Source organism: Achromobacter sp. FW305-C-28, from assembly GCF_058783235.1.
Genome location: NZ_JBYSYL010000005.1, coordinates 83,190 through 108,690 on the forward strand (window position 1 = coordinate 83,190; position 25,501 = coordinate 108,690).

Here is a 25,501-nt window from a genome sequence, read left to right on the forward strand (position 1 = left end):
TCCATGAGCACACTGACGTCTCGATTGTTCACCCAGGCCGACCCGGCCACGTTCCAGCGCCTGGAAAACTGTGCGAACGGCGTGCCCAACGAAGTGGCCAGCCATTTCGCCATCGGGCAGCAGGGAGAACACATCCGGCGGGTGCAGACTGCCCTGAGCACGATTGCCGACCGGCTGCCGGAACTGGGCATCGGCGCCGTGACGGTCAACGGCAGCTACGACGCCGCGTTTGCCAACGCCGTGGCGCGCTACAAGCAGGCACGCCAGATCCTGAACTACGCCAACCAGGTCGACAACATCGTGGGACGCAAGACCATCGCCAGCCTGGACCAGGACGTTGCCTCGCTACAAGACCGCCCGCGACTGCCCCATCAGATACCGATCGACCCGCGTCCGCGGCCGCGGCCGACAGGTTCTTGCCTGCCGATGGATCAATGCCCATACAGTCAGTCGTTCACGTTGCAGATGCTGGGCGGCCTGACAGGGGGCGAGGTGATGGAAGGCGGTGTGTATCTGTTCGACATGCACGACGTGGCCAACGACCTGGCTGCGCGTTATGTCGGCACGGTGGCGGGGCTGGCCGTGCCGGGGCCGATTCCGGTCTCGCCGTCGATATACGGCGGCCCCACCGCGTTCAGCACGCCGACGCCCACGCGCGTGACCGACTTCTTCGGGTTCGGTATTGTTTCGGTGACGTTGACGCCGCCCTTCCTGCTGTCGGCCTCGCCCGTCACGCTGCGATACCAGGGCAAGTCGGGGCCGAGCCAGACGATGCCTTTCAATCTGGATACCGGACCGGTCAACCTGCCGGGCGCCGGCATCTATGGCGGGCTGTTGCACTCGACCACCACGTGCGACAACGTGCCCGGCGCGCGGCGGGGGGCTGCGGGTTGATACGCCTGGCGGCGTGCTGTCCGCCGACCTATCGGGGGTGCGGGCCGCTGGCGCGCACAAACCCGGCCATCAGCCCCAGGCAGGCAAAGAGGATCGCGGCGTGGTCTGCCGTCAGCCGGTCCATCAGCCACCCGAAGCCCGGCGCGCCGGCGGTCTGGCCGATGGCCAGCGCCAGGAAGGCAAGGGTCACGCCGGTGGCGGGCCGGTCGGGCAGGGCCGACACGCCCCATAGCAGGTAGATGCCCGTGAGCGTGATGTAGGCGGCGCCGAACAGCAGGCCGCCGGCCAGCGTCAGGGCGGCCGAGGTGCCGTCGATGCCGATCAGCAGGATGCTGGCCGCCATCGCCGCAAGCGCGGCCCGGTGCACCCGGTTGCTGCCGAATCGCGCGATGAGGTGGCCGGCGCTGGCGCCCGCGATGCCGGCCGCACCGATGGCGGTCCAGAGCAAGCCCGCGCCCGTGCTGCCCCAGTTGAGCCGCAGCGCAACCAGCCGCCCGCCAAAGGACCAGATGGCGGTGCTGGCCGCGCCCGCCAGGAATGCCGCCAGGATCAGGCGGCGCAGCGTGTCGTCCAGTGCCGGCAGGCCCGGCGCGGATGGGGTGGTTGCGGGTGAGCCTCGTGGCAGGATCAACGCTACGGCGAAGGCCAGGCCGATCGCGGTGAGGGCAAAGCCCGTGAACGCGTAGCGCCACTGATCGCCCAGCATCAATGCGACGGGGCCGGACAACGCCACCCCCGCGCCGGTGCCGGCGTTGATGAGGGTGTTGGTGGCGCTCTGCCGATCGGGCGGGACCGCCGCGGTCACGGCGGCGGCCAAGGGCGGCGAGACCAGTCCTGTGCTGGAGCCGGCCAGCATCACCGCGCCGGCCAGCCACGCGGGCGAGGACGACAGGGCGATGCCCGCCATGCCCGCTGCGGCAATCAGCGCGGCGGCCAAGGCCACATACCGGGCCCCGACGCGTTCGGTCAGCCATGCGGACAGGATGACGGCCACGCAATACGTCAGAAACGCGCCGCCGGATATCAACCCGACCAGCGTCGACGACAAGGGCATGTCCGCGCCGATGCGCGGCAGGAACAGGCCGAAGGCAAAGCGGGCAAAGCCGTAGCAGACGGCGATGAGGGCGAAGCCGGTTGCGCCCAGGGAGCGGCTCGGGCTCATGCGGGTGTCCGTAATGTGGGCAAGCCCCGTCCGGAAGCGGGGCCAGGTGAGGGGCCTTCACCTTATCGCGGTCGCTTCACGCCCGGCAACACCTGCGTCGCCTGATTCGTTGCAAGACGTTATCCGTCATGTCGGCGCCAGAGGATGAGGCGCCGCATCGTGCAACATCGACACCGACGCGGCCACGTCATCGCCCGTGCGATCAGCCCGCGGTGTCGGACACCGGCGTATTGAGCAATTGCTGTTCCCACAGATACGCGATGCCGCTGCCCGCGGCGTGCTGAACGAGCACGTCGGTCAGCGCGGCGGCGGTGTCCACGCGCGCCCAGTCTCGTTGCCACTCGGCGGCCACGGCCAGCCACGTCATGAGGTTCACGCCCGCCGCCGCCATGCGTTGCAGGGCGACTTCGTGCGCTTCCACCGACACGCCGCCGGACGCATCGGTGACCACCGTCACGTCCCAGCCTTCGCCCGCCGCCTGGATCGCCGGCATGGCCACGCAGATCTCGGTCCACAGGCCCGCGATGATCAGCTGCTTGCGGCCCGTGGCCTTGACGGCGTCGACGACCTTCTTGTCTTCCCACGTGTTGATGAAGGTGCGGTCGATGACCTCTTGATCGGGAAACACGTCGGTGATCTGCGGGAAGATGCGGCCGCCGCGTGCAGCGATCACGCTGGTCAGGATCGTGGGCACGCCAAAGGCCTTGGCGGCCTTGGCCAGCGCGGTCGAATGGTTGACCACCATTTGAGGGTCGTGGCTGTTCAGGTTGGTCAGCTGGTAGGGCTGGTGGTCGATCAGGACGAGTACCGAATCTTCGGGGCGTAGCAGTGAATCGAGGCCGTTGCGAAAGGTCATTGTTGATCCTTGAGTGGCTAAGATGGGTGGAATCAGCATTATGTTTTTGTCGAGGGGGGCGCGGTAGTTGCGTTCGAAGGCAAGCTGTGTCGCGCGATCAGGAACGCTTCCAGGCACACGTGGACCGTGCGCCGCGGCGCCGCGATGTTTGCGGATTCGATATGCATGGCGCAGTGCTATCCTGCGGCGAAACGCGTCGCACAACGGGGAGCTGCGCCACATGGATATCGAAGAACTCCAGACCTTCATCGAAGTCGCCGATGCGGGGGGCGTGTCCCCCGCCGCGCTGCGGCTGGGCGTATCCAAGTCGATCGTCAGCCGTCGGCTGCTGCGGCTGGAAGCGGAATTGGGCGTGCAGTTGCTGGCGCGCACGACGCGCGGGGCCGCGCTGACCGAGGCCGGCGCGCTGTTTCGCGACCATGCGGCCAAGGCCTGCGCCGAAATCGATATGGCCCGGGAAGCGATCGTGCCGGCCGGCGAACTACGGGGCCGCTTGCGCGTCGCCGTGCCGGTGTCTTTCGGCCTGACGCATTTCGCGCCGGTGGTGGCGGAATTGGCGCGTCGCCATCCCAGGCTGCATGTGCAGACCTGCTACAGCGATCGTTTCGTGGATCTCATCGCCGAGGGTTACGACTGCGCGATACGGGTGGGTTATTTGCAGGATTCCAACCTGGTCGCCAGACGCGTCGGCCCCATCCGCGGCAAGCTGCTGGCCAGCCCCGACTACATCAAGGCGCACGGTGCGCCGGAAACGCCCGCGCAACTGCCGGCGCACGAGGCCTTGATGCAAGGCACCGAGACCTGGCAGTTCATGGATGGCGACAAGGTGGTGGTGGCGCGGCCGCAAGGGCGCTTCAAGGCCGACAACGGCGCGGCCCTGGTTGCCGCGGCGGCGGCCGGGCTGGGGGTGGCCTATCTGCCAGATTGCCTGACCCACGACTATGTGGCCGCCGGGGCGCTCGTGCCCATCATGACGCGGTATCCGCCGCCGCCGGCCGGGGCGTACGTCATCCGCCCGCCCGGCCAGCATCCCGCCCGCAAGATACGGGTGCTGACGGAACTGTTGATCGAACACTTCGGCCAGTCGCCGCATTTTGCGGGGACGGGGGTGGACTGACGGCAGGGTCAGGCCCCTTTCTCGATGGCCTGAAGGGTCTTGAGTAATTCCTCGCAAAGCGCGAGCATTTCTCTTCCCTTCGCGGTCAAGCGCGCTTTTTGACGGTCTTGGGGTTCGAATAACGGGACGGCCGAGCTGCGTTCAAGGTCGCGCAATCGCTTGGCGGCAGCGGATGCTGACAGGTGCAGGTGTTCGGCAGCGCGTTGTACGGACCCCAGTTGGGCCGTGTGCACGAAAAGCTCAAGTTGCTTGATTGAGAACATAGGCTCTAGCCCGCCTCTTGGTAGCGCAGGTTGTAGTCGCACACCTCAGCGGCCAGTTCGGCGACACGGGACAGGAAGGGTGTGCCCTGGTCGCTGCGCAAGACGGTCACGTAGCGCATCGGCGGCATCTTTGGCGAGGTCTTGATTTCGCGGACCAGCCCACGTTCGACAAGTTCGCGCGCCACGGCGCAGGGCAGGCAGCCGATGCCCAGACCGGCAACGGTCATGCCGCCCAGCGCCGCGAAGCTGTTGGCATAGAGGGCATTTGCGGGCTGTAGCGCGTGCGATTCCAGCCACTGCAGGACCAGGCGGCCCGCCGCGGAGGCATGGTCCTGCATGACGAGCGGAAGGCGCATCAGTTCATCCAGCGGTAGCGCACGTCGCGGCGCCTGGAAGTCAGGCCGGCAATACCAGCCACACTTCATCAGCCCCAGGGGCAGGACGGTCACGCCTGAACGATCGCCGGCGTCAGACACCATGATCAGCTCCAGCTGTCCACGCTGGACCTTTTCGACCAGTTCGGACGCCATGGCGCTGACTTCCAGTTGCAGTTGCACCCAAGGGAACGCGGCGCGGAATGCGGTCACGAAACGCGGCAGCCAGGTCTGCGCCGCGATTTCGGTGATGCCCATGCGCAGCGTGCGATGCAGCAAGGTCGGCTTGGCGAATTCTTCGCAGATCACCCGCCATTGCCGCAGTGCATCCCGACTCAGCTCGGCCACGCGCGCGCCTTCGTCGGTCAATCTGGCCGCACGCCCTTGACGTTGGAAAGCGGCCGTTCGCAAGCGGCTTTCAAGGTCGTTGATGTTGCGCGAGATCGCAGACTGGGCAATGCCCAATTGCCGGCCCGCCGCAGAGAACGAGCCTTGTTCGACGATGGCAACCAAGGCCTGCAGTTGTGCGATGGAGACTTTGGTGACCATGTATTGATCTGATTTTTGGCTGTCAGATGATCAATATAAATCACTTTCTTTCCGGTGGTGGTGAAACGAGAATTTCGACATTGCAACTTGAAGGGCGTGTGGGTTCCGACCGGCACGCCTGCATTCCGGGCCGTCCCTATTCATGTCATACCGCACCGAAGAACTGACACAGGCGCTGGAGCGCAGACCGCGCGCGGCGTTGCTGGCCGGCCCCACGCCGGTTCAACGGCTGAAGAACGTGGAGCAGGCGTTTCGCGATCAATTGGGGACGACCCGGCTCTTTGCCAAGCGCGACGATCATATGGCGCTGGGCGGGGGCGGCAACAAGCTGAGAAAGCTGGAGTTCCTGCTGGGAGACGCGCAAGCGATGGCCGCGGACGTGATCATCACCACTGGCGCACGCCAGTCGAACCACGCACGTCTGACCGCGGCTGCCTGCGCGCACCTTGGGCTGGCGTGCGAGCTGGTGGTCAAGCCGACGGTGGGGCACGCCAATGCAGAACACCGCCTGGGCGGCAACGTTCTGCTCGACCGATTGTTCGGCGCAGCGCGCATTGAGATTCCTGCGTCTGCCGACGCCAACGCCGCGATGCAGGCGCGCGCGGACTTTCACCGTGCACGAGGCCGCATTCCGTATGTGATTCCCGCCGGCGGGTCCAACGCCATCGGCGCGCTGGGCTATGCCGCGGCGGCGCGCGAAATCGTCGAGCAGCAGGCCGCCTGCGACTTTCGATTGGCACGGCTCTTCCTGGCCAATGGCGGTTCGGGAACCCATGCCGGCCTGGCGGCAGGATGGGTGGCCATGGGGGGATCCGCCCGTGCCATCCAGTCTTTCGCGGTGATCGGCGATGCCGACGTGGTGCAACAGACGACGGCGCTCAAGGCCATGGCGGCTATCGACCTGCTGGGCACGGGCGGTGGCATTGCGCAAGCCGACATGCTTGTGGATGGCAGTCAGCGGGGATCGGCCTACGGCGTGCCGACCGCGGCCATGGTCGAGGCGGTGAACCTGATGGCGCGTCGCGAAGGGCTATTGCTGGACCCGGTGTATTCCGGAAAGGCCTTTGCCGGACTGCTGGCGCTGATACGTGGCAATGGCCTGCGCAATGCCGGAGACATCGTCTTCCTGATGACAGGGGGTGTTCCTACCCTGTTTGCCTACCGCGACGCGCTCGCACCCGGCACCGCAACCGATGAACCACTGCTGGAAATTCAAGGGGAGTAAGCGCCATGCGCCTTTCAGAGAAGAAATTCGGCGTTTTTGCGCCGGTTGTCACGCCGTTCCAGGCGGATCTTTGTGTCAATACGCCGGCTTTCGTCGAGCATTGCCGCGGGCTCGTTGCCTGCGACGTGGGGCTGGCCGTTTTTGGAACAAATTCGGAAGCGAATTCCCTGGCGTCGTCAGAACGAAAGGGCCTCCTGGAAGCGCTGGTCGAAGCGGGGATACCCCCGCATCGGATGATGCCCGGCACGGGTTGTTGTTCGATGCCCGAGACGATCAGTTTGACCCGGCATGCGCTGAGCCTGGGCGTCAGCGGGGTGCTGATGCTGCCGCCGTTCTACTACAAGAACGTCAGCGACGAGGGGCTGGTCGCGTACTTCTCGCGGGTCATCGATCGCGTCAACGACGATCGGCTTCGCGTGTACCTCTACCACTTTCCTGCGATGTCCCAGGTGCCGATCAGCCTGGGTGTGGTGCAAGCGCTGCTGCGCCGTTATCCGACGCAGGTGGCCGGCATGAAGGATTCGTCGGGCGATTGGGAAAGCACCCGGGGCTACATCGAGCATTTCGCTCGGGACGGATTCGAAGTGTTCGCGGGTACCGAGATGTTGCTCAGGGACACCGTTCTGGCGGGCGGGGCGGGCTGCATCAGCGCCACGGCCAATGTGAATCCGCAGGCGCTGGCCGATCTGTATGTGGCATGCGTGCGTGGGGGGGGCGAAAAAGAGAACGACGCGGCACGCAGTGTGCGCACGGTCTTTCAAGGCTATCCCCTCATCGCGGCCATGAAGCAGGTGATCGCGGATGCGCGCGCTGAACCTGACTGGTCGATCGTGCGGCCGCCCCTCTTGCCGCTCACCGCAGGCCAGGGAAAGGCATTGTCGGCACAGTTGTCCGCCATCGGCTTTGACCCCTACAAACATCTGCCGACGGCCAGGGCCGTTCCAGGAACGGAATTGTAGTTTCACGTAGGTCGCACCCCCTAGGAGATAACCATGCGCTGTTCAAAATTGTTCGCAGCCGTAGGCACGGTGATGTTGCTGGCCGGCAATGCCGTCCATGCTCAGGAAAGCTCGACGCCGGTCCGGCTGATTGTCGGCTTTGCGCCAGGCGGTGCGCTGGATGCCGTGGCGCGGGCGGTTGCCGGCCAGCTGCGCATCGCGCTGAACCAGCCTGTGCTCGTTGAAAACAAGCCGGGCGCGGGTCAACGCATCGCCTTGGGGGAAACCAGGCGAGCGAAGGCGGATGGACTGACGCTGATTCTGGCGAACAGCACGCCGTTCACGATCTACCCGCATATCTACCAGAAGCTGGAGTTTGACCCGGTGCGCGACTTTACGCCGCTGGGACGTGTCGCCACCTTCGAACTCGGCCTGTCCGCCGGCCCGGCCACGCCGGCAGGCGGCATCAAGGAATACCTGGCATGGGCCAAGGCGAATCCGGCAAAGGCCACGTTCGGATCGCCCGGCGCGGGGACGCCAGGACACCTGGTAGGCGAGATGCTGAACAAGGCGGCGGGCGTGTCGCTGGTCCACGTGCCCTACAAAGGCGGCGCGCCGGCGATGAATGACCTGGTCGGGGGACAGATATCGCTGGTGATAGACACCATTCTTGAGGCGCTGGAGATGGCCAAGGCGGGCAAGGTCCGGATCCTGGCCACGACGGGCAGCGAACGAACGGCGATCACCCCTGACGTGCCGACGCTTCGGGAAGCCGGCATCGATGTCGTCTTTGATGCCTACATCGGGCTTTACGGGCCTGCCAACCTGCCGGCAGACAAGGCCGAACGCATCAGCAAGGCGCTTGAAGCCACGCTCCAATCCGAGGACCTGCAAAAGCGCATTGCGCAATTCGCCTACAAGCCGGCGTACGCCCCGCCAGCAGCTGTCGTCAAGCTGCAGCAAGACGAGCTGAAGCGCTGGGAGGCGCCCATCAAGGCCATTGGCTTCGTGGCGGATTGACGCGTCGGCGCGTCACGGCATCACTGCAACGAGAACCCGTCGCCGGCCAGGCTGCCTTTCCTGCCGCAGAAGGGCGGCGTCGAGGGCGGGGCGCGGTGTACCGGGTCCGCCGTTTGCGTCATCGCGGTGTCATGTCCGGGTCATATCGCCGGGCTAGCCTGCTGGCCGGTGTCGCCTCGTTGGGGCGTGCGCCGGCCCTGTTCCCTTACCCGACGTCCATATCGCCCGATGATAGGTACCCCGGCACCGCTCAGTGTGTTGGCGCTGGTTGGCGTGTGTCTCCTGTGCCTGGCGACGCCCATCCTGGCGGGCGGCGCCGCGTCCGCCTCGGCGGGGTTGTCCGATCGCCTGCGCGGCGAGCGGTATGACTTTGCCTTGCCCGCGCAGCCCCTGGGCGACAGTCTGGAGGCCATCGGGCATGTCGCGGGGGTGGCGGTGCTGGTCGACGAGCGCCATGCGGGTCGGCGCGCACCGGCGCTGGCGGGCCGCCTGACGGTCATGGACGCCCTGCGCCGCCTGCTGGAGGGATCGGGGCTGCGCATTCGCCAGACGGACGGGGAAGCCATCGTGGTCTATGCGCCGTCCGCCGACGGACCGGGGCGCGCCGCCACGGACGCCGGGCCCGCATTGCGTGCCGAGGACATTCCCGGCGCGCGGGCCGGCGGCGCCAATTTCAGCGGATATATCGGGCGGTTGCAGAAGGCCGTGTTGCGCACGCTGTGCGGCAACGCCGCCGCCCGGCCGGGGGAATACCGCCTGGCGCTGCAACTGCGGCTGGACGACGGCGGGCATGTCGCCCGGATGCGCCTTTTGGACACGACGGGCAGCAGTCGGGTGGACGCGGCGGTGACGCGCGCCATCCAGGGCATGGACGTGGGCGCGCCGCCGCCTGCCGGGATGCCGCAGCCGGTGTCGATCCTGTTGCTGCCCGGCGGCACGCACTGTGCGGCGCCGCGCCGCTCGGGGCAGTGACGGCATGTCGATGATCTCCGCTGCGCTGCTGCGGCTGCGCCTGATCGCCCGCTACGCCGAACTGCGGCGCAGCCTGGAACGCATCGTCGGGTCGCGTGACCAGGCGTCGGCCGCGCTGCATGAAACCTGGCTGCGGCTGGATGTGGCCAAGCCCGCCAGTCCGGTGCTCAATCCCGACGCCTACCTGCTGCGCATGGCGGCGCGCATCGCCACCGACGACTGGCGGCGCAGCCGCGAGCCGCTGGCCGACGACGAGCGCGAAGCGCTGCTGCACGTGGCCGACGAAACCGCCGACCCGCTGCGCATCGTGGCGGCGCGGCGCGACGTGCGCACGCTGGAGGTCGCGATGGAGGAACTGCCGCCGCGCCAGCGCGCCATCCTGGCGGCGGCGCGCGTGGATGGGCTGCTCAATGCCGAGATCGCCGAACGCTTCCAGATTTCGGTGGCGATGGTGAAAAAGGAATTGGCGGCCGCCATGCGGCATTGCCGCGAGCGTCTGGCCGCCACCGACGCCGTGGCCAACGGCGCTGTTGTCGGCCGACGGAAATTCTGACACGATGCTCGGCGCCATGAACCCATCCGAAGATCTCAACCGCTTGCGGCGCGAAGCCGAGCAATGGTGGTTGCGCCTGCGTGACCGCGACGCGACGCGCGGCGACGCCGAAGCGATGAAGCAGTGGCGCGCACGCAGCCCGTTGCATGCGCAAGCCTGGGACGAGGTGGCGCGGTTGTGGCGGGACCTGGACCCGGTATTGCGCCAGGCCATGCGCCGCGATCCGGGGTTGGCGCACCCGCCTGCCCGCAGGGGGCCGAGCCGGCCGGCCCGCCGGGCCTTTCTGGGTACGGCCATGGCCATGGCCGCGGGCGGCGCGGCGGTGGCGGTATGGCCGCCGCTGTCCCTGTGGCCGTCGTTGCTGGATTACACGGCGGATTTCCGGACCGGCACGGCCGAGCAGCGCGAACTGGCGCTGTCCGATCAGCTGCACGTGCAGATGAACACGCAGACCCGCATCAACCAGCGCGGCGCGCAGGCCGGCAGCGCAGCCATCGAACTGGTGGCGGGCGAGGCCCAGGTGGAAGCGGCCGGCAGCGGCGCGCCGGTGATCGTCTACGCCGGGGCCGGCGCCACGCGGGCGCGGCAGGCGCGCTTCAATCTGCGCTATACCGGGCCCGCGGTCTGCGTGACCTGCCTGCAGGGCACGGTCGACGTGCAATGGGCGGGCGCGCAGCGCACCCTGGCCGAAGGCGAGCAGGTTACCTACGACGATACCGGCCTGCACGCGCCGCTGGCGGCGGATACGGCGCAGGTGAACGCCTGGCGCACGGGGACGTTGACCTTCGCCGGGCAGACGCTGGCCGAGGTGGTGGACGAGATCAATCGATATCGCCCGGGCCGCGTGCTGCTGCGCAATGCCGACCTGGCCGCGCGGCGCGTGCGGATGCGCTTTGAGATTACCCAGACCGACCTGGCGCTGCACATGCTGCGCGACCTGTACGGCGCGCAGCTGACGCGCCTGCCGGGCGGCATCGTGCTGCTCAGCTGAGGGTGCTGTTACAAAATATTTAGGGGTTTTCGGTAGCCCTTCCTTCGCGTCCCTCCGTCATTGGAGTATGAGCCGCCATCACGCGCCACGAACGCGTCGATGACGTGATCTCGCTCCCTTGGCTACACGGATCAGGATTGCCCGCTATGACATCGCGTCTTCGCAAACTCCCTATGACCCGCCTTGTTGCGGCTGGCGCGCGGGGAGGCCGGCTCAAGCCGCTGCCTGCCGCGCTGGCGCTGATGCTGGTGTCTGGGGGCGTGGCCATGCCGGCCTCGGCGCAACAGGCTTTCAGCAGCGGCTGGTTCGCGGCCAAGAACGCGGCGCAGACGCAGGCCATCACGACGGGCCGGCTGCCCAACGGCGCACCGGTGAGCTCGCTGACCGGTGCGCGCCAGTCGCAGGCCGCGCGCGAGCAATTGCAGCGGTCGGTGGGCAACCTGGGCACGACGGCGGCGGCGATCGCCGCGCAGCAGGCCGCGCAACGCGCCGCGCGTGGCGCGGCGCTGGCGTCGGACGCGCCGGTGCCGGACGGCATGGCCGAAGGCGGCCTGAAGGTGGATGCCAATCCGCTGACGGCGGGTTGGCGCAATGCCCGGGCGCCGGTGACGACCGTCGAAGACGGCCGCACCAAGGTCGCGATCGAGCAGACCGGCTCGAAGGCCGTGCTGAACTGGGAGACCTTCAACGTCGGCAAGCGCACCACGGTGCAATTCCAGCAGGAGTCGAGCTGGGCCGTGCTCAACCGCGTCAACGATCCGCAGGCGCGGCCGTCCGTGATCCAGGGGCAGATCAAGGCCGCCGGCACGGTGATGGTGGTCAATCGCAACGGGGTGGTGTTCGACGGCACCTCGCAGGTGAACGTGCGCAACCTGGTGGCGGCCGCGGCGCGCATCAGCGACACGCAGTTCGAGAACAATGGCCTGTACGGGCCGGACGACAAGACCCCGACCTTCACGGACGCGCTGGGCAAGGTGGAATTGCGGCCCGGCGCGCTCATCGAGACCAACCGGCCCGCCACCGTGACGCAATCCGGCGGCTACGTGCTGCTGGTGGGCCGCGAGGTGGACAACGCCGGCACCCTCACGACGGCCCGCGGGCAGGCGGGGCTGGTGGCCGGCGACAGCTTCATCATCAAGCGCGGCCAGGGCACCGAGGGCAATGCCGCGTCGACCACGCGCGGCAATGAAATCACGCCGACCGGCGAGGGCGTGGTGACGAACCGCGGCCTGATCCTGTCGCCCCAGGGCGATATCACGCTGGCGGCCCGCACGGTGGACCAGGCGGGCGTGCTGGCGGCATCCACGTCGGTGGATTCGCGCGGCACCATCCACCTGAATGGCGTGGGCGTCAAGGCGGCGGTGACGCTGCATTCGGGCGCGGTCAGCGCCATTCTGGTGGACGCGGACAACGCCACGGCGCTGGACGGCCAGCGCGACAACCTGATGCCGCCCAGCGTCGACACGACCGGCACGCTGGCGCAGACCGACCGCAATCGGCGCGACCTGTCGCTGGTGCAGATCGACAGCGGCGGCACGGTGGATTTCCAGCGCGATTCGCTGACGCTGGCCACGGGCGGCCAGATCGCGGTCAAGGCGGCCGGGCGCAGCCTGGTGCGTGACGGCGCGCAGCTGGACGTGGCCGGCGCCATCGGCGTGGCCGTGTCGATGGAATCGAACAATCTCAAGATCAATCTGCAAGGTAACGAGCAGCGTGATTCGCCGCTGAACCGCGACGATGCGCGCTTGAACAACAGCGATGTGTGGCTGGACCGGCGCTCGCTGATCCGCGTGGCCGGCGGCACCGGCGGCTACGAGGGCGACCGCTGGTACAGCGGCGGCGGCCTGCTGGAAGTGGGCGGTTACCTGGGCACGCTGGCGGTGCCGGCCAGCCACTGGCTGGCGCAGGGCGGACAGGTCCGCTTCGAAGGCGCCGAGGTCGTGACGCAGGCAGGCTCGACCATCAACCTGTCGGGCGGCACGCTGGACGTGCAGGCCGGCACCCTGCAGCAGACCTGGCTGCGCGGCCAGGACGGACGCCTCTATACGGCCGACCGGGCGCCGGCCGACCTGCTGTACACCGGCATCTACAACGGTTTCGAGCAGCGTTCCGAACGGTGGGGCGAGAAGGCCACGCGCCGCTTCTACAACGCGCTGCTGGCGCCGCGCACGCGCCAGGAAGACGGCTACACGGTAGGGCGCGATGCGGGGGCGCTGGTCATCTCGACCCGCAACGCCGTGCTGGAAGGCGATCTGGTCAGCAATACCTATCAGGGCGTGCGCCAGGATCGCGCGCCGCAGGCGGGCCTGGACGGCTACAGCCAGTCGCAACGCGCGATGGCGCGCGGCGCGGCATTGGTAGTGGGCAACGATTTGCGCTACTACGACCCCGTCACCAGGCAGGTGCACTATCAGCTGGGCGCCACGGCGGATACCGTGGCCGAGGTGATCGTGGGCGCGGGCGGGCAGCGCCTGGCCGACGGACTGGATCTGGCGGCTGCCTTGCCCAAGGAAAACCTGGGCAAGCTGTTCCTGGACGCGGATCGGCTCAATGGCTTTTCGCTGGGCCGGGTGCGCATCGCCGCGGGCCGGTCCATCACGGTCGATACGGCCTTGCACAGCGCCGACGGCGGCGAAATCACGCTCTATGCGCCCGAGGTGGACATCAAGGCGAACCTGGTCAGCCGCGGCGGCCTGATCCAGGCCGGCAACGTCCTGCTGCAACCCAGCTTCCTGGCGCCGCGTATCGAAGACACGGGCCTGGCGCCTCAAGCCAACCAGAAGCCTCGGGTGCACGTGGCTTCAGGCGTGATGCTGGATGCCCGCGGCGTGTGGGCCAACCTGCTGCGCGACGCCGAGAGCCTGGCCGGTTTGCCGGTGCGTGACGGCGGCCGCGTGGCGCTGCGCAGCTCGGGCGACGTGACCCTGGATGCGGGCAGCGTACTGGATGTATCGGCCGGCGCGTCGGTGCTGGCCGACGGCAAGCTGCAGGGCGGCCAGGGTGGCAGCGTGACGCTGGCCGCCTATGCGCTCAGCAGCGTGGCGGCCAGCGGCGGCCAGCTGTCGATGAACGGCGAAGTGCGAGGCTATGGCGTGACGGGTGGCGGCACGTTGTCCGTGTCCAGCGGCGGGCACATCGTGTTGGGTGGCCCGCTGGGTCCTCTGGAAAAGGGCATGCTGCGGCTGGATGCGTCGCTGTTGCGCACCGGTTTCGGCAAGTACGAGATCAACGGCTACGAGGGCCTGACGGTGGCCGACGGCGCGCAGATCGACGTGGCCATGCCGGTGCTGCGGTTGCCGGGCAGCACCGCGCAGGCGCCGGGTTCGGGCGTCGAGCCGGGCGACGTGCTGTCGCTCTGGACGCCGCCGCTATTCACCGAAGACCCGTTGCGCGGTCGTCTGACGCAGCGCGTTGGCGCCGACCTGGCGCTGTACTCGGACCGCGGCGCCGTGGGCGGACCGATCGTGGTGGGCGAGGACGCGCGCGTCAGCGTCGACCCCGGCCGCACGATCCAGATCAAGGGCGCGGACCAACTGACGGTGCTGGGCCGGCTGGACGCCTGGGGCGGGCGCATTTCGATCAATGAGCCGCGCATCGGCGAGCAACCCTACGTGCCCAAGGCGAATCCGCGCTCGGTCTGGATCGGCGAGCAGGCGGTGCTGGACGTGGCCGGGCGCAGCCATGTGGCGGTGGACCGGAAGGGCCAGCGCTATGGCGTGGTGCAGGCGGGCGGCTCGATCGAGATCGGCGGCAAGATCGACTGGGAAACCGATGTCGATACGCTGAACCGGCCCATCGACCGGCACATCATCCTGCGGCCGGGGGCGTTGCTGGATGCATCGGGCACGCAGGCCGTGCTGGACCTGCCGGGGCGCGGTGCCACGGTGGTGGGGTCCGATGGCGGCACGATCGTGCTGTCGTCCGCCAACGGCCTGCACCTGGATGGCATGCTGCGCGCGGCGGCCGGTTCCCGCCAGGCGGCCGGCGGCACCCTGGGCGTGTCGCTGGCCGGCGCGTTCTACATGCGCAACCAATCGCCGGAACTGGCGGTGCAGGCGGAACGCCAGCTGATCCTGGCGCAACGCCAGGGCGAAAGCTTGCTGGCCGCGGATCTCAAGCCGGGCCAGGACAACCCCGCGTTGGTGTATGGCTATGGCCGTCTGGGCGTGGACCGGATCGAGGCGGGCGGTTTTGACAACCTGGCGCTGAACGCCGATGTGCGCGCCGACGGCGACGTCTCGCTGGCCCTGCGCCAGAGCCTGCGGCTGTCGGGCGCGCTGTCGTTGCTTGAAACGGCGTCTGCCGCCAGCGTGGTGAATCTGAGCGCGTCGTACGTGCTGTTCAACCAGGCGCGCTATCGGCCGCTGGATGGCGCCGACGCCTTCCTGCAGCCGGTTGCCGCGCCGCTGAAGTATCTCCATGTCGATCACCGGCTGAACGTGGCGGCGGATCTGCTGGATGTGCGCGGCATGCGCAACCTGGTCACCTTTGACGACGTGCGCTTCGACGTGCTGGGCGACATGCGCATGGGCGCGTCGGGGTTTGGCGACCGCGGCCTGATGAACAAGCTGGCCGCGCCCGGCCGCCTGACGCTGACCGCGGCACAGATCTACCCGGTCACCGGTTCGGGGGGCACCATTGCCGTTGGCGACTACCTCGCCAAGGGACCGAACGGCGACATCGCCAGCTACAACCACGATGCCGTGCTGACGTTGCGACGCACGGACGGCCAGACGCCGGCCTTGCCCTATTCCGCATTCGGGTCGATCACGCTGGCGGCGCCGCTGATCGAGCAGGGCGGCGTGCTGCGCGCACCGTTGGGCGCCATCACCTTTGAAAGCCGCTCCGAAAAGCCGAGCACGGTGCGGTTCCTGCCGGGCAGCATCACGTCGATCAGCGGCGGCGGGCTGCTCATGCCCTATGGCGGCACGGTGGACGGCGTGAAATACGCCTATGCCGGCAAGGACGTGACGCCGGATCCGACCCGCAGCGACGATTTCCTGGGCAGAAAGATTCAGATCCAGGGCAGCGTGATCGAGGTGGCCGAGGGCGCCGTGCTGGATCTGTCCGGCGGCGGCGAACTGACGGGCGGCGCGTTCGTGCGTGGCCGGGGCGGTTCGGTCGACGTGCTGCGCTACGCCATGGCCGATGCCAATCCGGGATTCAGCTTCAGCCGGTCGGGCAACGCGGTCTATGCCATCGTGCCGGGCTTCACCGGCAGCCAGGCGCCGGTTGCGGCCGATGCCGGCGCGGGCAATCCCGCAGTGGGGCGGCAGGTCACCATTGAGGGCGGCGTGCCGGGCCTGCCGGCGGGGACCTACACCTTGCTGCCCTCGACGTATGCGCTGCTGCCCGGCGCCTTCCGCGTCGAACTGGGCCCGCAGGGCGCCAATGAAGCGTCGGTGACGGCGGCGACGCGCGGCGGCTCGTGGGTGGGCAGCGGGTTGGTGGGCACAGCCCGGACCGGGCAGCTTGCAGCGCTGCCGACGCGCCTGTTGATCACGCCTGCCGATGTGGTGCGGCGCCATGCGCAGTACAACGAGACGTCCTATAACGCCTTCGTGCTGGCCGACGCGGCGCGCAAGGGCATTGCCCGCGGCATGCTGACCACGGATGCCCGCGCGCTGCATCTGAACCTGGCGCCGGGCGCCGGCATGGGCGATGCCCCGGCCCTGTCGTTCAAGGGAACCGCGCGGTTCGACGTGCCCGCGGGCAGCGGCAGTTACGCCGGCCGCCTGGCGGTGACTGGCCCGGCAGATGGCCTGGAGATCCTGGCGGCCGGCCAGACGCCCGTGCTGGGCCCGAAGGCCGCGGCGATCTATGCCGCGGACCTGAACGCCTTGTCGCCTGGCGCGATGTTCATCGGCGGCACCGTCGGGGGCCAATATGCGTCAGGCGCCCGCAGCGTAGGGGGCAACGCGAAGCAGGTGGTCGTGCGCAGCGGCGCCGCGTTGCGGGCGCCCGAGATCTTCCTGTACTCGCTCGATGGCGGCCGGGGCATCCTGGTGGAACAGGGGGCGACCCTTTCCACGCTGGGGCGCGGCGACGTGGCGCAGGATGCGCGCACGGGCCTTTACTACGACTTGATCAGCGGCGCCATGCTGGCGGTCTCCAACGGGCTGGTGAACCTGCTGGTGCCCAAGTACGGCACCGGCACCGCCATCGATGTGGGCGGCTGCCTCACGGATTGTTCGGGGCCTGCCCGCCTGCTGTCGGAAGGCTCGATCGGTGCCTCTACCAGCGGTGCGTTCACCTGGCGCGATACGGTGCAATACGGCACTCGCAACCTGGCGCTGAGCGTGTCGGCCGTCAACCTGGGCAGCGCCCAGGCCCTGCAGCAGGCCGGCGCGGCAGGCCGCCTGCCGCCGGGCCTGGCGCTGAACCAGGACGTGCTGGGCAATCTGCTGCGCGGCAATACCGCGCTGGAAGCCCCGGCGCTGGAAAGCCTGATCCTCAACGCGGGCGAATCGGTCAACGTGTACGGCTCGGTCTCGCTGGACGCGCGCGGCGCGGGCGGCCGGTCACTGCAGCGGCTGGTGCTGGGCGCACCGGCCATCTACGGCTACGGCGCGGCGGGCGATACCGCCACGATTGCCGCCTCTGAATTCGTGTGGGCGGGGGCGACTGCCGCCGACCGCGGCGGTTCAAGCGGCGCCGGCGCCAACAAGCCGCAGGCGCCGGGCGGCGCGATCCTGGACAGCCTGGGCAGCGGTGCGCTGAACATCGCGGCCGATGTGATCCGGCTGGAATCTTCGCCCTATCAATTGCCGAACGACCTGGTACCGGCCGAGCGCCTGGTGCTGGGCTTTTCGTCGGTGACCCTGGATGCCGCGCAGATGATTTCCGGCCGCGCCAAGGGCGGCCTGTCGGTCTATCACGCGCCGGAGGGCTACACCGCGCAGGACGGCTGGCGCTATCGCGACGGCGATCTGCTGATCCGCACGCCGCTCTTGACTGGCGAGGCCGGTTCGGTGAACTCGATCAAGGCGGGCGGTGCGCTGGCCGTCACCGGCACGGGAGCCGCCGCTGCCGCACGCAATGCGCTGGGCGCCACCCTGAACCTGGCCGGCCGCAGCGTCCTGGTGGACACGACCGTGGCGTTGCCGTCGGGCAAGCTGACCGTCAAGGCCGAGGGCGACATCACGCTGGGCGCGGGCTCGCGCCTGGATCTATCGGGCCGCGAGGTGCGGCTGCTTGACCAGCTGCGCTACAGCTGGGGGGGCGATATCGATCTGCAAAGCACGGCGGGCAACATCACGCAGGCGCCTGGCGGACTGATCGATGTGTCGGCGGTGCACAACCGCGCGGGCCGTATCCAGGCCATTGCGCTGGGCGAAGGCGCGGGTCGCCTGGACCTGGCGGGATCGTTGCGCGGCACGGCGTCGGGCCTGTATGACGCGGGCGGCACGCGGGTGGCATACGAAAGCGCCGAGGCGGTGCTGCGTGCCCAGACCGTGGCCGACTTTGCCGACCTGAACGCGCGCCTGACCGAAGGCGGCGTGTTTGGTGCCCGGCGCTTCCAGATCAAGCGCGGTGACCTGGTGGTGGGTGACGAGGTGCGCGCCCGCCAGGTCGAACTGGTGCTGGACGGCGGCAGCCTGACCGTCAATGGCCGCATCGACGCCAGCGGCGCGCAGGTGGGCAGCATCCGCCTGGCTGCCATGCGCGACCTGGTCATCAACGGCCTGCTGGACACGCATGGCACCGGCCTGCGCGTGGACAGCTACGGCAAGATCATCGACAGCGTCAACCGCGCCATGGTGGACCTGACGTCCCGCGAGGGCACGCTGGTGCTGGGGGCTGGCGCGGCAGTGGACCTGCGCGCGGGCACCGACGCGCCGAACAATGATGGCGTGGCGCGCGGCACGCTGGACCTGAACGCGCGCCGCCTGGGCGGCGGCAACGGGCAGGGCGCCTTTGCCGGTTCGGGCGACGGCGCCAACGACGTGGCCGTGACGGTGCTGGGCACGCCCGCCATCCGGGGAGCCAGGACCGTCGCGGTGAATGCCTTCCGCCGCTACAACGACGCGCCGCTGGCGAGCGCGCCGGACGTGACGGGCAAGGTGCCGCAGCTGATCTCGCAGGCCTACCTGGACGGCATCGACGGCCAGAGCCAGGCCTTCATGACCGCGGCGCTGGGCAACCCGGCGTTGTCCGCCCGTCTGGCGGGCCTGGGCAATTACCATCTGCGCCCCGGTGTCGAGGTGGTCAGTGCCACGCCGGACGGCGACCTGAGCGTGGTGGGCGACATTGACCTGTCCAACTACCGCTACGGCCCGAACGTCGACCGCAACACGCCGGCACGGCGCGGCTATGGCGAACCGGGCGCGCTGGTGTTGCGCGCGGGCGGCAATCTGAACATCTACGGCAGCATCAACGACGGCTTTGCGCCGCCGCCGGATTCGCCGGACGACGCGGCTGGCTGGCAACTGGTCGAGGGGCGCTACGGCTCGCAGGCCGTGACGCCGTTTGGCGGCGACCTGGTGGTGCCGATCGGCGGCGTCAAGCTGGAAGCGGGCACCTCGTTCCCCGAGGGCCGCACGTTGAACTACGACCTGCCCGCGCGCCCCGCGACCTTGCCGATGGGCACGGTGCTGCCGGTCGCCATGACGCTGAACGCGGCGTTGTCGCTGCCTGCCGGCCTGGTGCTGACGGGCGACGTCACCACCGCCAGCGGCAGCGTGCTGCGCGCCGGTACGGTGCTGGCGGGCGAGGTCAAGCTTGAAGCGGGTTCGATGCTGGGCGCCGGCTTCGTGCTGCGCAGCAGTGCGTCGATGCGCGCATTCACCTGGCCCAAGGGCGTGGCGTTGCCGACCGAGCTGGTGGCCAGCACGCGGATCGTGCTGGCGCAGGGCTCGCTGATTCCGTCCCAGACCAAGGTGGTGCTGCTCGATGGCAAGCCGGTGGATCTGCGGCCCAAGGGCCCGGACGGCAAGCAAGGCCGCAACTGGGCATTGGCCCCCATGCTGGGCCCGGGCGCCAGCGCCTGGAGCCTGACGGCGGTGGCTGGCGCCGACCTGGACTCGGCGGACGTGCGCGCCCGCAACGTGCTGGGCAAGGGCGACCTGGTGCTGGCCGATACGCACTACGGCCTGGCGGCCCGCGCGACCCAGACCACCAAGACGATCTTCGTCGGCGTGATGGTGTTGACGCCGGCCGGCGCCGAAGAGTTGTTCGGCGATCCGCTCCTGGTTGGCAAGCCGATCAAGGAATTGGCCGAACAGTGGGGCTTCGAATGGGAAGAGATGTGCGGGTGGGGCGACTATTGCACGCCCGCGCCGCGCACGGTGTCGGAAACCGGTTCCATGAACTGGTGGGGAGACTTGAGCTGGGTGGGCAAGCCGGTCGAGCAGCTCGTGGCCCAGTTGGGTATCACCGTAGACGAATTCTGCGCCGATGCCACCAATTGCCTGGGCGGCGGCACGAGCGAAACCATCGTCACCCGCGAATACAAATATGGCTTCGGGTCGCCGGCCTTCAGCGTGCTGCGCACCGGCGCGGGCGATCTGTCGCTGCTGGCCGGACGCGACGTCGGCATGGCGTCGCTGTACGGCGTGTACACGGCGGGCACGCAATCATCGCTGGGCGCGGCCGATGCGCGGTTCAACCTGCCGCGCGGCGCCGACAAGGCCACCGGCACGCTGGGGCTGATCCAGCTGGACGGCAAGTATGACGCCGCCCTGTCCGTGTACCAGGCCTGGTATCCCGACCAGGGCGGCAACCTGGTGGTGCAGGCCGGGCGCGACGTCTACGGCGATGCGGTGGGGTCGGCCGCCGATGCAGGCGTCACGCTCGAAGGCGCGTCTCCCCGTGCACGCTATGCCAACACGCTGACCGGCGCGTGGCTGTGGCGCCAGGGCAGCCTGGGCACGCCGGGCGTGGCGGACATCGCGCCCAGCTGGTGGATCAACTTTGGCAGCTATGCGACGAAGGCTTCCGTGGGCGGCGGCTATGAAGAGCCGCGGCTGCTTGGATTTACCGGCTTCGGCACGCTGGGCGGTGGCAACCTCAGCATTTCCGCCGGACGCGACGCGGGTATCCGCGATGCCCGCGGCGATGCGGCCCGTTACGTCAATGGCGTGGAACCGCGTTCGCAAGGCCTGACCGCTGTCGTCGGCAGCACCGGCCGGGTGCTCGATGGCAACATGGTGCTGACGGGCGGCGGCGATCTGGACCTGCGCGTGGGCGGCAGCATCAATCCGTCGCTGGCCGCCACCCAGCTGAACGCCACCGGTCCGCACACCGGCGGTAGCGACCATCTGGACCTGAACGGCGTGCTGGCGAACCTGCGGGGCCGGCTTGCCGTGTCCGCCGGCCAGATGGGGGGCATGGATCTGCGCTATGGCGATGGCGGCGGCCTGCGCGCCGCCGATCCGTATGCGGTGGCGTCCGGCCGTCCGATGGGCGGACCGCGGCTGGTGCTGGGCGATGCCGTGGCCTGGATCGACACGCGCTCGGACCTGGTGCTGGGCGGCGTCAGCGACCCCGGGCGGACCCGGCCGGTCAATGCCAGTCCGTACCAGCGGGTCAGCGACGCGCAGCCGGCGACGGGCGGCGGCGAAAGCTGGTTCACGCTCTGGACGCCATCGACGGCCATCAATCTGTTTTCGGCGGGCGGCAATCTCACGCCGATGACCGTCACCAATGCCCGTTTTGCCGGTGACGAACTGCGGCCCGAAATCACGCAGATCGATGGGACGGGCCGCAGGTATTTCGTGTACCCGTCGATTCTGCGGGCGGTGGCCGCCAACGGCAATATCGTGCTGGCCGACAACGCTGCCGGCGAGGACAATCCGGTGCTGCTGCTGGCGCCGTCGGCGGGCGGCCAGCTGGAAATGCTGGCGGGTCGTTCCATTCTGGCCACAGGCGCGCATACGGTGTCGATGTCGGCGGCCGATGTGGCGTTGCCCACGCCGTTGCGTCCGGCCTTCAGCGCCTACTCGACGGACATGTACGCCACTCTGATCTTGACCAACACCAGCACTCAAGGGGTGATGCAGGCGTCGGGATGGGATAACAAGCCGCTCTTTGCGTTCGGGCCAGGCACCCCGCTGGACCGGTCGCTGCACGCAGGGGACGCCAGCGTCGCCCGCTTCTATGCCGCTTCTGGCGACATCGTGGGCGTCAAGAGCGGCGCGACGGTGCGCTTTAACGTGGCGGGCGCGGTGCGCAGCGTCGATACCTGGTACGAGGCCGCCTTGCCGGTGTCCGTGCGGGCGGGTCGAGACATCCTGGGCCTGGACGTCACCGCGCTGCACAACAATGCCCGCGATTTCTCGCTGATCGAGGCGGGCCGCGACATCGTCTACGCCAATGCGCAGGTAGCAGGGCCCGGCACGCTGTTGATGCAGGCCGGGCGCCAACTGCGCCAGGAAGACGTGGCCAGCGTGCGCAGCCTGGGCGCCATCGTGCGCGGCGACACCCGCCCCGGTGCGGACCTGGCCGTGCTGGCCGGCGTGGGCTCGGCGGGTCCGGACTACGCGTCGTTCCTGGCGCGTTACCTGGACGGCGCGCGCGGGCTGCAAGCCGGCGAGGCGCTGGGCACCCATCCGGGCAAGGTCGTGCAGGCCTATGGCGGCGAGATGACGCTGCGCGGCTGGCTGGCGGCCGAGTTCGGCTATGCCGGCGATGACGCCGGTGCGCCGGCCGAGCTGGCGCGCCAGCAGGCGCTGCGCGATGCCGACACGAACAAGGCTCGCCGCGACCTGAAGAACGACTTCGAGCAGGACAGCGGCGTCCACCTGGTGAACTGGCTGCGCAAGCACCATGGCTATCAGGGAGATGAGGCGGGCGCGGGCGCGGCCCTGGCGGCGCTGGCGCCGGCCGAACTGGGCATCTACGCGCGTCAGCTGTTCTTTGCCGAACTGAAGGAAGGCGGGCGCGAATACAACGACGATGGCGGCCCGCGCTTTGGCAGCTATCTGCGCGGACGCCGCGCCATTGCCGCGCTGTTCCCCGACGTCGACGCCGCGGGCAGGCCGCTGCGCTACGACGGCAGTTTTACGATGTACGGCGGCGCGGGGCTGCGCAGCAACTTCGGCGGCAACATCCAGCTGCTCACGCCGGGCGGCCGGCAGGTGCTGGGCGTGGAAGGCGTGGCGCCGCCGGCCAGCGCGGGCGTGGTGACGCAAGGGCAGGGCAACATCCAGCTGTATGCGCAAGGCAGCCTGCTGCTGGGCCAGAGCCGCATCATGACCACGTTCGGTGGCCACATCCAGGCCTGGTCGGCCGAAGGCGACATCAACGCCGGCCGGGGCGCCAAGACGACGGTGCTGTATACGCCGCCGCGGCGCGTGTACGACGCCTTCGGCAACGTCACGCTGTCGCCGACCGTGCCGTCCACCGGCGCGGGCATCGGCACGCTGGCGCCGATTCCCGAAGTGCCGGCGGGCGACGTGGACCTGATCGCGCCGCTGGGCACCATCGATGCGGGCGAGGCCGGCATCCGCGTGTCGGGCAACGTCAACGTGGCGGCGCTGCATGTGGTGAACGCCGCCAACATCCAGGTGCAGGGCGACAGCAAGGGCATCCCGGTGACGGCGTCGGTCAACACCAACGCGCTGACCAGCGCCAGCGCGGCGGCGACCTCGGCGTCGTCCTCGGCGCAGGACGTGATGCAGCGCGACCGCGCGGCGGCGCGTCAGAACCAGCCGTCGATCTTCAACGTGCAGATCCTGGGCTTTGGCACGGAGCAGTTGCCGGCCGGCAGCGGCGCCGAAGCGCCGCCGCCCAAGCCGCCCGCGCCGTCGGCGTCCTATGACCCGGGCAGCGCGGTGCGCGTCCTGGGCCTGGGCGAGTTGCCGCCGGAGGCGCAGCAGCAGCTGACCGAACGCGAACAGAGCAACCTGGGCCGGCTGTGATGATGACGCCCCTATCGAGCGCGCGCCCGCGGCCGGCGCCCGCCTTGCCGCCGCCCTGGCTGGACGTCGATGCGTGGCATCTGCCGCGCCAGCCCTTGCGGCAGGCACGGCAGGCCGTGCGTCCGCAAGACGAAACGGTGCACTCGCCGGACGGCACCGTGCGCCCGCCTGACGAATCGCCGCGCCGGGTCGACGATACGGCGCGGCTGCGCGAGCACCTGAGCGGCAGCTACGCCGCGCTGCATGGCCGGCTGCTGCGGCGGTTTCGTTGCGCCGACCTGGCGCACGAATGCCTGCACGAGACCTGGCTGCGGCTGCAGCGGCCGGTGCTGGCCGAGGTGCGCGAGGCCGACGCCTATGTGTTCCGCATGGCCTGTCATGTGGCCATCGACCGGTTGCGCGGGCAGGCGTCGTGCCTGTCGCTGGATGACCCTGCCACGGCGCTGCCCGAGCTGGTCGACGAGACCCCGGGGCCGCAGGCCGTGACCGAGGGGCGGTCGGCCCTGGCTGCGCTGTCGCGCATCGTGGATCAATTGCCGCGCCGCCAGCGCGCCGTGCTGATCGCCTTGCGGGTGGAAGGGCGCAGCCGCGCCGATGCGGCCGAATGGCTGGGCATGTCGTTGCGGTCGGTGGACACGGCGCTGCGCCAGGCGCTGCGGCATTGCGAGCAGGCGGCGGCGCTTATTTGAGGCGGCCGTTGGCGTTGGCCAGGCCGCCGCCGGCCTTTGCGGTGCGGGGGCGCCGGGCAGGGCGCTTGTCGCTGGCCGGCGCCAGCCCGGGGGCCGACGTCATGGCCAGATTGGCCTTGACCGTCTGCACGAACTCCGTGACCGCCTTCGAGCGGTAGCGCTCGCGCGGCCAGAGCAGGGCGGCCGTGCGCGTCACCTGCGGCGCGATGGGAATGGCCCGCATCGTCGGCAGGGGCAGCACCGCCCCTTCGAACAGCATGCACGCCAGATGGCTATGGGCGACGATGCTCTGCATGGCCGGGATCGAGTCCAGCTCCAGCCGCACCCGGCCTTCGATGTACTTGGCCAGTTGGCGTTCGATCAGCTGGCGCGACACATACAGGCGCGATTGCAGGGCGATGTCCAGGCCCGACAGGTCTTTCTTGTCGATGGTCTGGCGCGCGGCCAGGGGATGGTCGTCTTTCACCAGCAGCATCAGGCGTTCGGTGAAGAGAGGTTCGCTGTCCAGGTGTTCGCCGTTGTCGGGCGTGGTGAAGCCCAGGCCGATATCCAGCAGGCCATCCTGCAGGCGCTGTTCGATCTGCCGCATGGGCAGGTCTTCGACGTGCAGGTGGATGCCCGGATAGCGCGTGGCGAACGAGGCAATGGCGCGCGGCAGCAGCGAATTCGTATAGGTGGTGATCACACCGACACGCAGTTCGCCGCTTTGCAGGTCGTTCAGCGATTGCAGCGCCAGCTGGCCATCTTCCAGGTCGCGCAGCGCCCTGAGCGCAAAGCGTGAGAACAGCCGCCCGGCCGCCGTCAGCCGCACCTGGCGCCCGACCCGGTCGAACAGCGGCGTGCCCAGCTGCGCTTCCAGCTGGCGCAGCTGGTGCGACAGCGTGGACTGCGTGATGTGCAGCGCGCTGGCCGCCTGCGTGATGTGCTCGCGCTTGGCCGCTTCGAGAAAATACCTGAGTTGCCGGATTTCCATGGTCTGCCCTATGGGTCGATCTTATGGGTCGTTCGTTCGCCCGGCCGTGCTTCATCGGCATGCGA

15 protein-coding genes are annotated in these 25,501 nt (G+C 69.0%); 10 read left to right on the top strand and 5 right to left on the bottom strand.

Translation table 11 applies throughout. The features are described from left to right. Window positions 1–3: 3 nt before the first annotated feature. A complete protein-coding gene (locus tag AC3WMR_RS14645) occupies window positions 4–894 on the top strand; it encodes a hypothetical protein (RefSeq protein ID WP_492264468.1) in 891 nt (296 codons plus the stop codon). Window positions 895–922: 28 nt separating this feature from the next. Here the strand turns inward: AC3WMR_RS14645 and AC3WMR_RS14650 are convergent, their stop codons facing one another. Continuing rightward, window positions 923–2,056 carry an MFS transporter gene (locus tag AC3WMR_RS14650; protein WP_492264467.1) on the bottom strand — a complete coding sequence of 378 codons (1,134 nt, stop codon included), beginning with the start codon at window positions 2,054–2,056 and terminating at the stop codon, window positions 923–925. A gap of 202 nt (window positions 2,057–2,258) precedes the next feature. Further along, entirely contained in the window at window positions 2,259–2,912 is a 654-nt protein-coding gene (locus AC3WMR_RS14655; protein ID WP_492264466.1) for a hydrolase, read from the bottom strand. A 220-nt stretch (window positions 2,913–3,132) separates the two neighbouring features. Here AC3WMR_RS14655 and AC3WMR_RS14660 point away from each other — a divergent pair, with 220 nt between their 5' ends. After that, a complete protein-coding gene (locus AC3WMR_RS14660; protein ID WP_492264465.1) occupies window positions 3,133–4,029 on the top strand; it encodes a LysR family transcriptional regulator in 897 nt (298 codons plus the stop codon). An 8-nt stretch (window positions 4,030–4,037) separates the two neighbouring features. Here AC3WMR_RS14660 and AC3WMR_RS14665 read toward each other — a convergent pair whose 3' ends face one another. Beyond that, complete coding sequence (locus AC3WMR_RS14665; protein ID WP_492264464.1) at window positions 4,038–4,292, bottom strand: LysR family transcriptional regulator; 255 nt, start codon at window positions 4,290–4,292, stop codon at window positions 4,038–4,040. A gap of 5 nt (window positions 4,293–4,297) precedes the next feature. After that, window positions 4,298–5,215, bottom strand: coding sequence for a LysR family transcriptional regulator (locus AC3WMR_RS14670; protein ID WP_492264463.1), 918 nt, complete (start codon window positions 5,213–5,215; stop codon window positions 4,298–4,300). Between the two features lie 142 nt (window positions 5,216–5,357). Here AC3WMR_RS14670 and AC3WMR_RS14675 point away from each other — a divergent pair, with 142 nt between their 5' ends. The 8 genes from AC3WMR_RS14675 (at window position 5,358) to AC3WMR_RS14710 (ending at window position 24,463) form a co-directional block, all read left to right on the top strand. Further along, window positions 5,358–6,440 (top strand): D-cysteine desulfhydrase family protein, encoded by a 1,083-nt coding sequence (locus AC3WMR_RS14675; RefSeq protein ID WP_492264462.1) that lies wholly within the window; start codon window positions 5,358–5,360, stop codon window positions 6,438–6,440. 5 nt (window positions 6,441–6,445) lie between these two features. Next, entirely contained in the window at window positions 6,446–7,399 is a 954-nt protein-coding gene (locus AC3WMR_RS14680; protein WP_492264461.1) for a dihydrodipicolinate synthase family protein, read from the top strand. A gap of 33 nt (window positions 7,400–7,432) precedes the next feature. Then, a complete protein-coding gene (locus tag AC3WMR_RS14685) occupies window positions 7,433–8,398 on the top strand; it encodes a tripartite tricarboxylate transporter substrate-binding protein (protein WP_492264460.1) in 966 nt (321 codons plus the stop codon). Between the two features lie 273 nt (window positions 8,399–8,671). Then, a complete protein-coding gene (locus AC3WMR_RS14690; RefSeq protein WP_492281572.1) occupies window positions 8,672–9,370 on the top strand; it encodes a TonB C-terminal domain-containing protein in 699 nt (232 codons plus the stop codon). Between the two features lie 4 nt (window positions 9,371–9,374). Continuing rightward, window positions 9,375–9,923 (top strand): RNA polymerase sigma factor, encoded by a 549-nt coding sequence (locus AC3WMR_RS14695; RefSeq protein WP_492264458.1) that lies wholly within the window; start codon window positions 9,375–9,377, stop codon window positions 9,921–9,923. Between the two features lie 16 nt (window positions 9,924–9,939). Then, a complete protein-coding gene (locus tag AC3WMR_RS14700; protein WP_492264457.1) occupies window positions 9,940–10,914 on the top strand; it encodes a FecR family protein in 975 nt (324 codons plus the stop codon). Window positions 10,915–11,087: 173 nt separating this feature from the next. Then, window positions 11,088–23,774: a filamentous hemagglutinin family protein gene (locus AC3WMR_RS14705; RefSeq protein WP_492264456.1), complete on the top strand. Its 12,687-nt coding sequence runs from the start codon at window positions 11,088–11,090 to the stop codon at window positions 23,772–23,774. Continuing rightward, the gene (locus AC3WMR_RS14710; protein ID WP_492264455.1) at window positions 23,774–24,463 is read left to right on the top strand and encodes an RNA polymerase sigma factor; all 690 of its coding nucleotides are present in this window, start codon (window positions 23,774–23,776) and stop codon (window positions 24,461–24,463) included. Before AC3WMR_RS14705 ends, AC3WMR_RS14710 begins: the two co-directional genes overlap by 1 nt. Here AC3WMR_RS14710 and AC3WMR_RS14715 read toward each other — a convergent pair. Next, window positions 24,456–25,436: a LysR substrate-binding domain-containing protein gene (locus AC3WMR_RS14715; protein ID WP_492264454.1), complete on the bottom strand. Its 981-nt coding sequence runs from the start codon at window positions 25,434–25,436 to the stop codon at window positions 24,456–24,458. The genes AC3WMR_RS14710 and AC3WMR_RS14715 overlap by 8 nt on opposite strands. Between the last annotated feature and the right edge of the window lie 65 nt (window positions 25,437–25,501).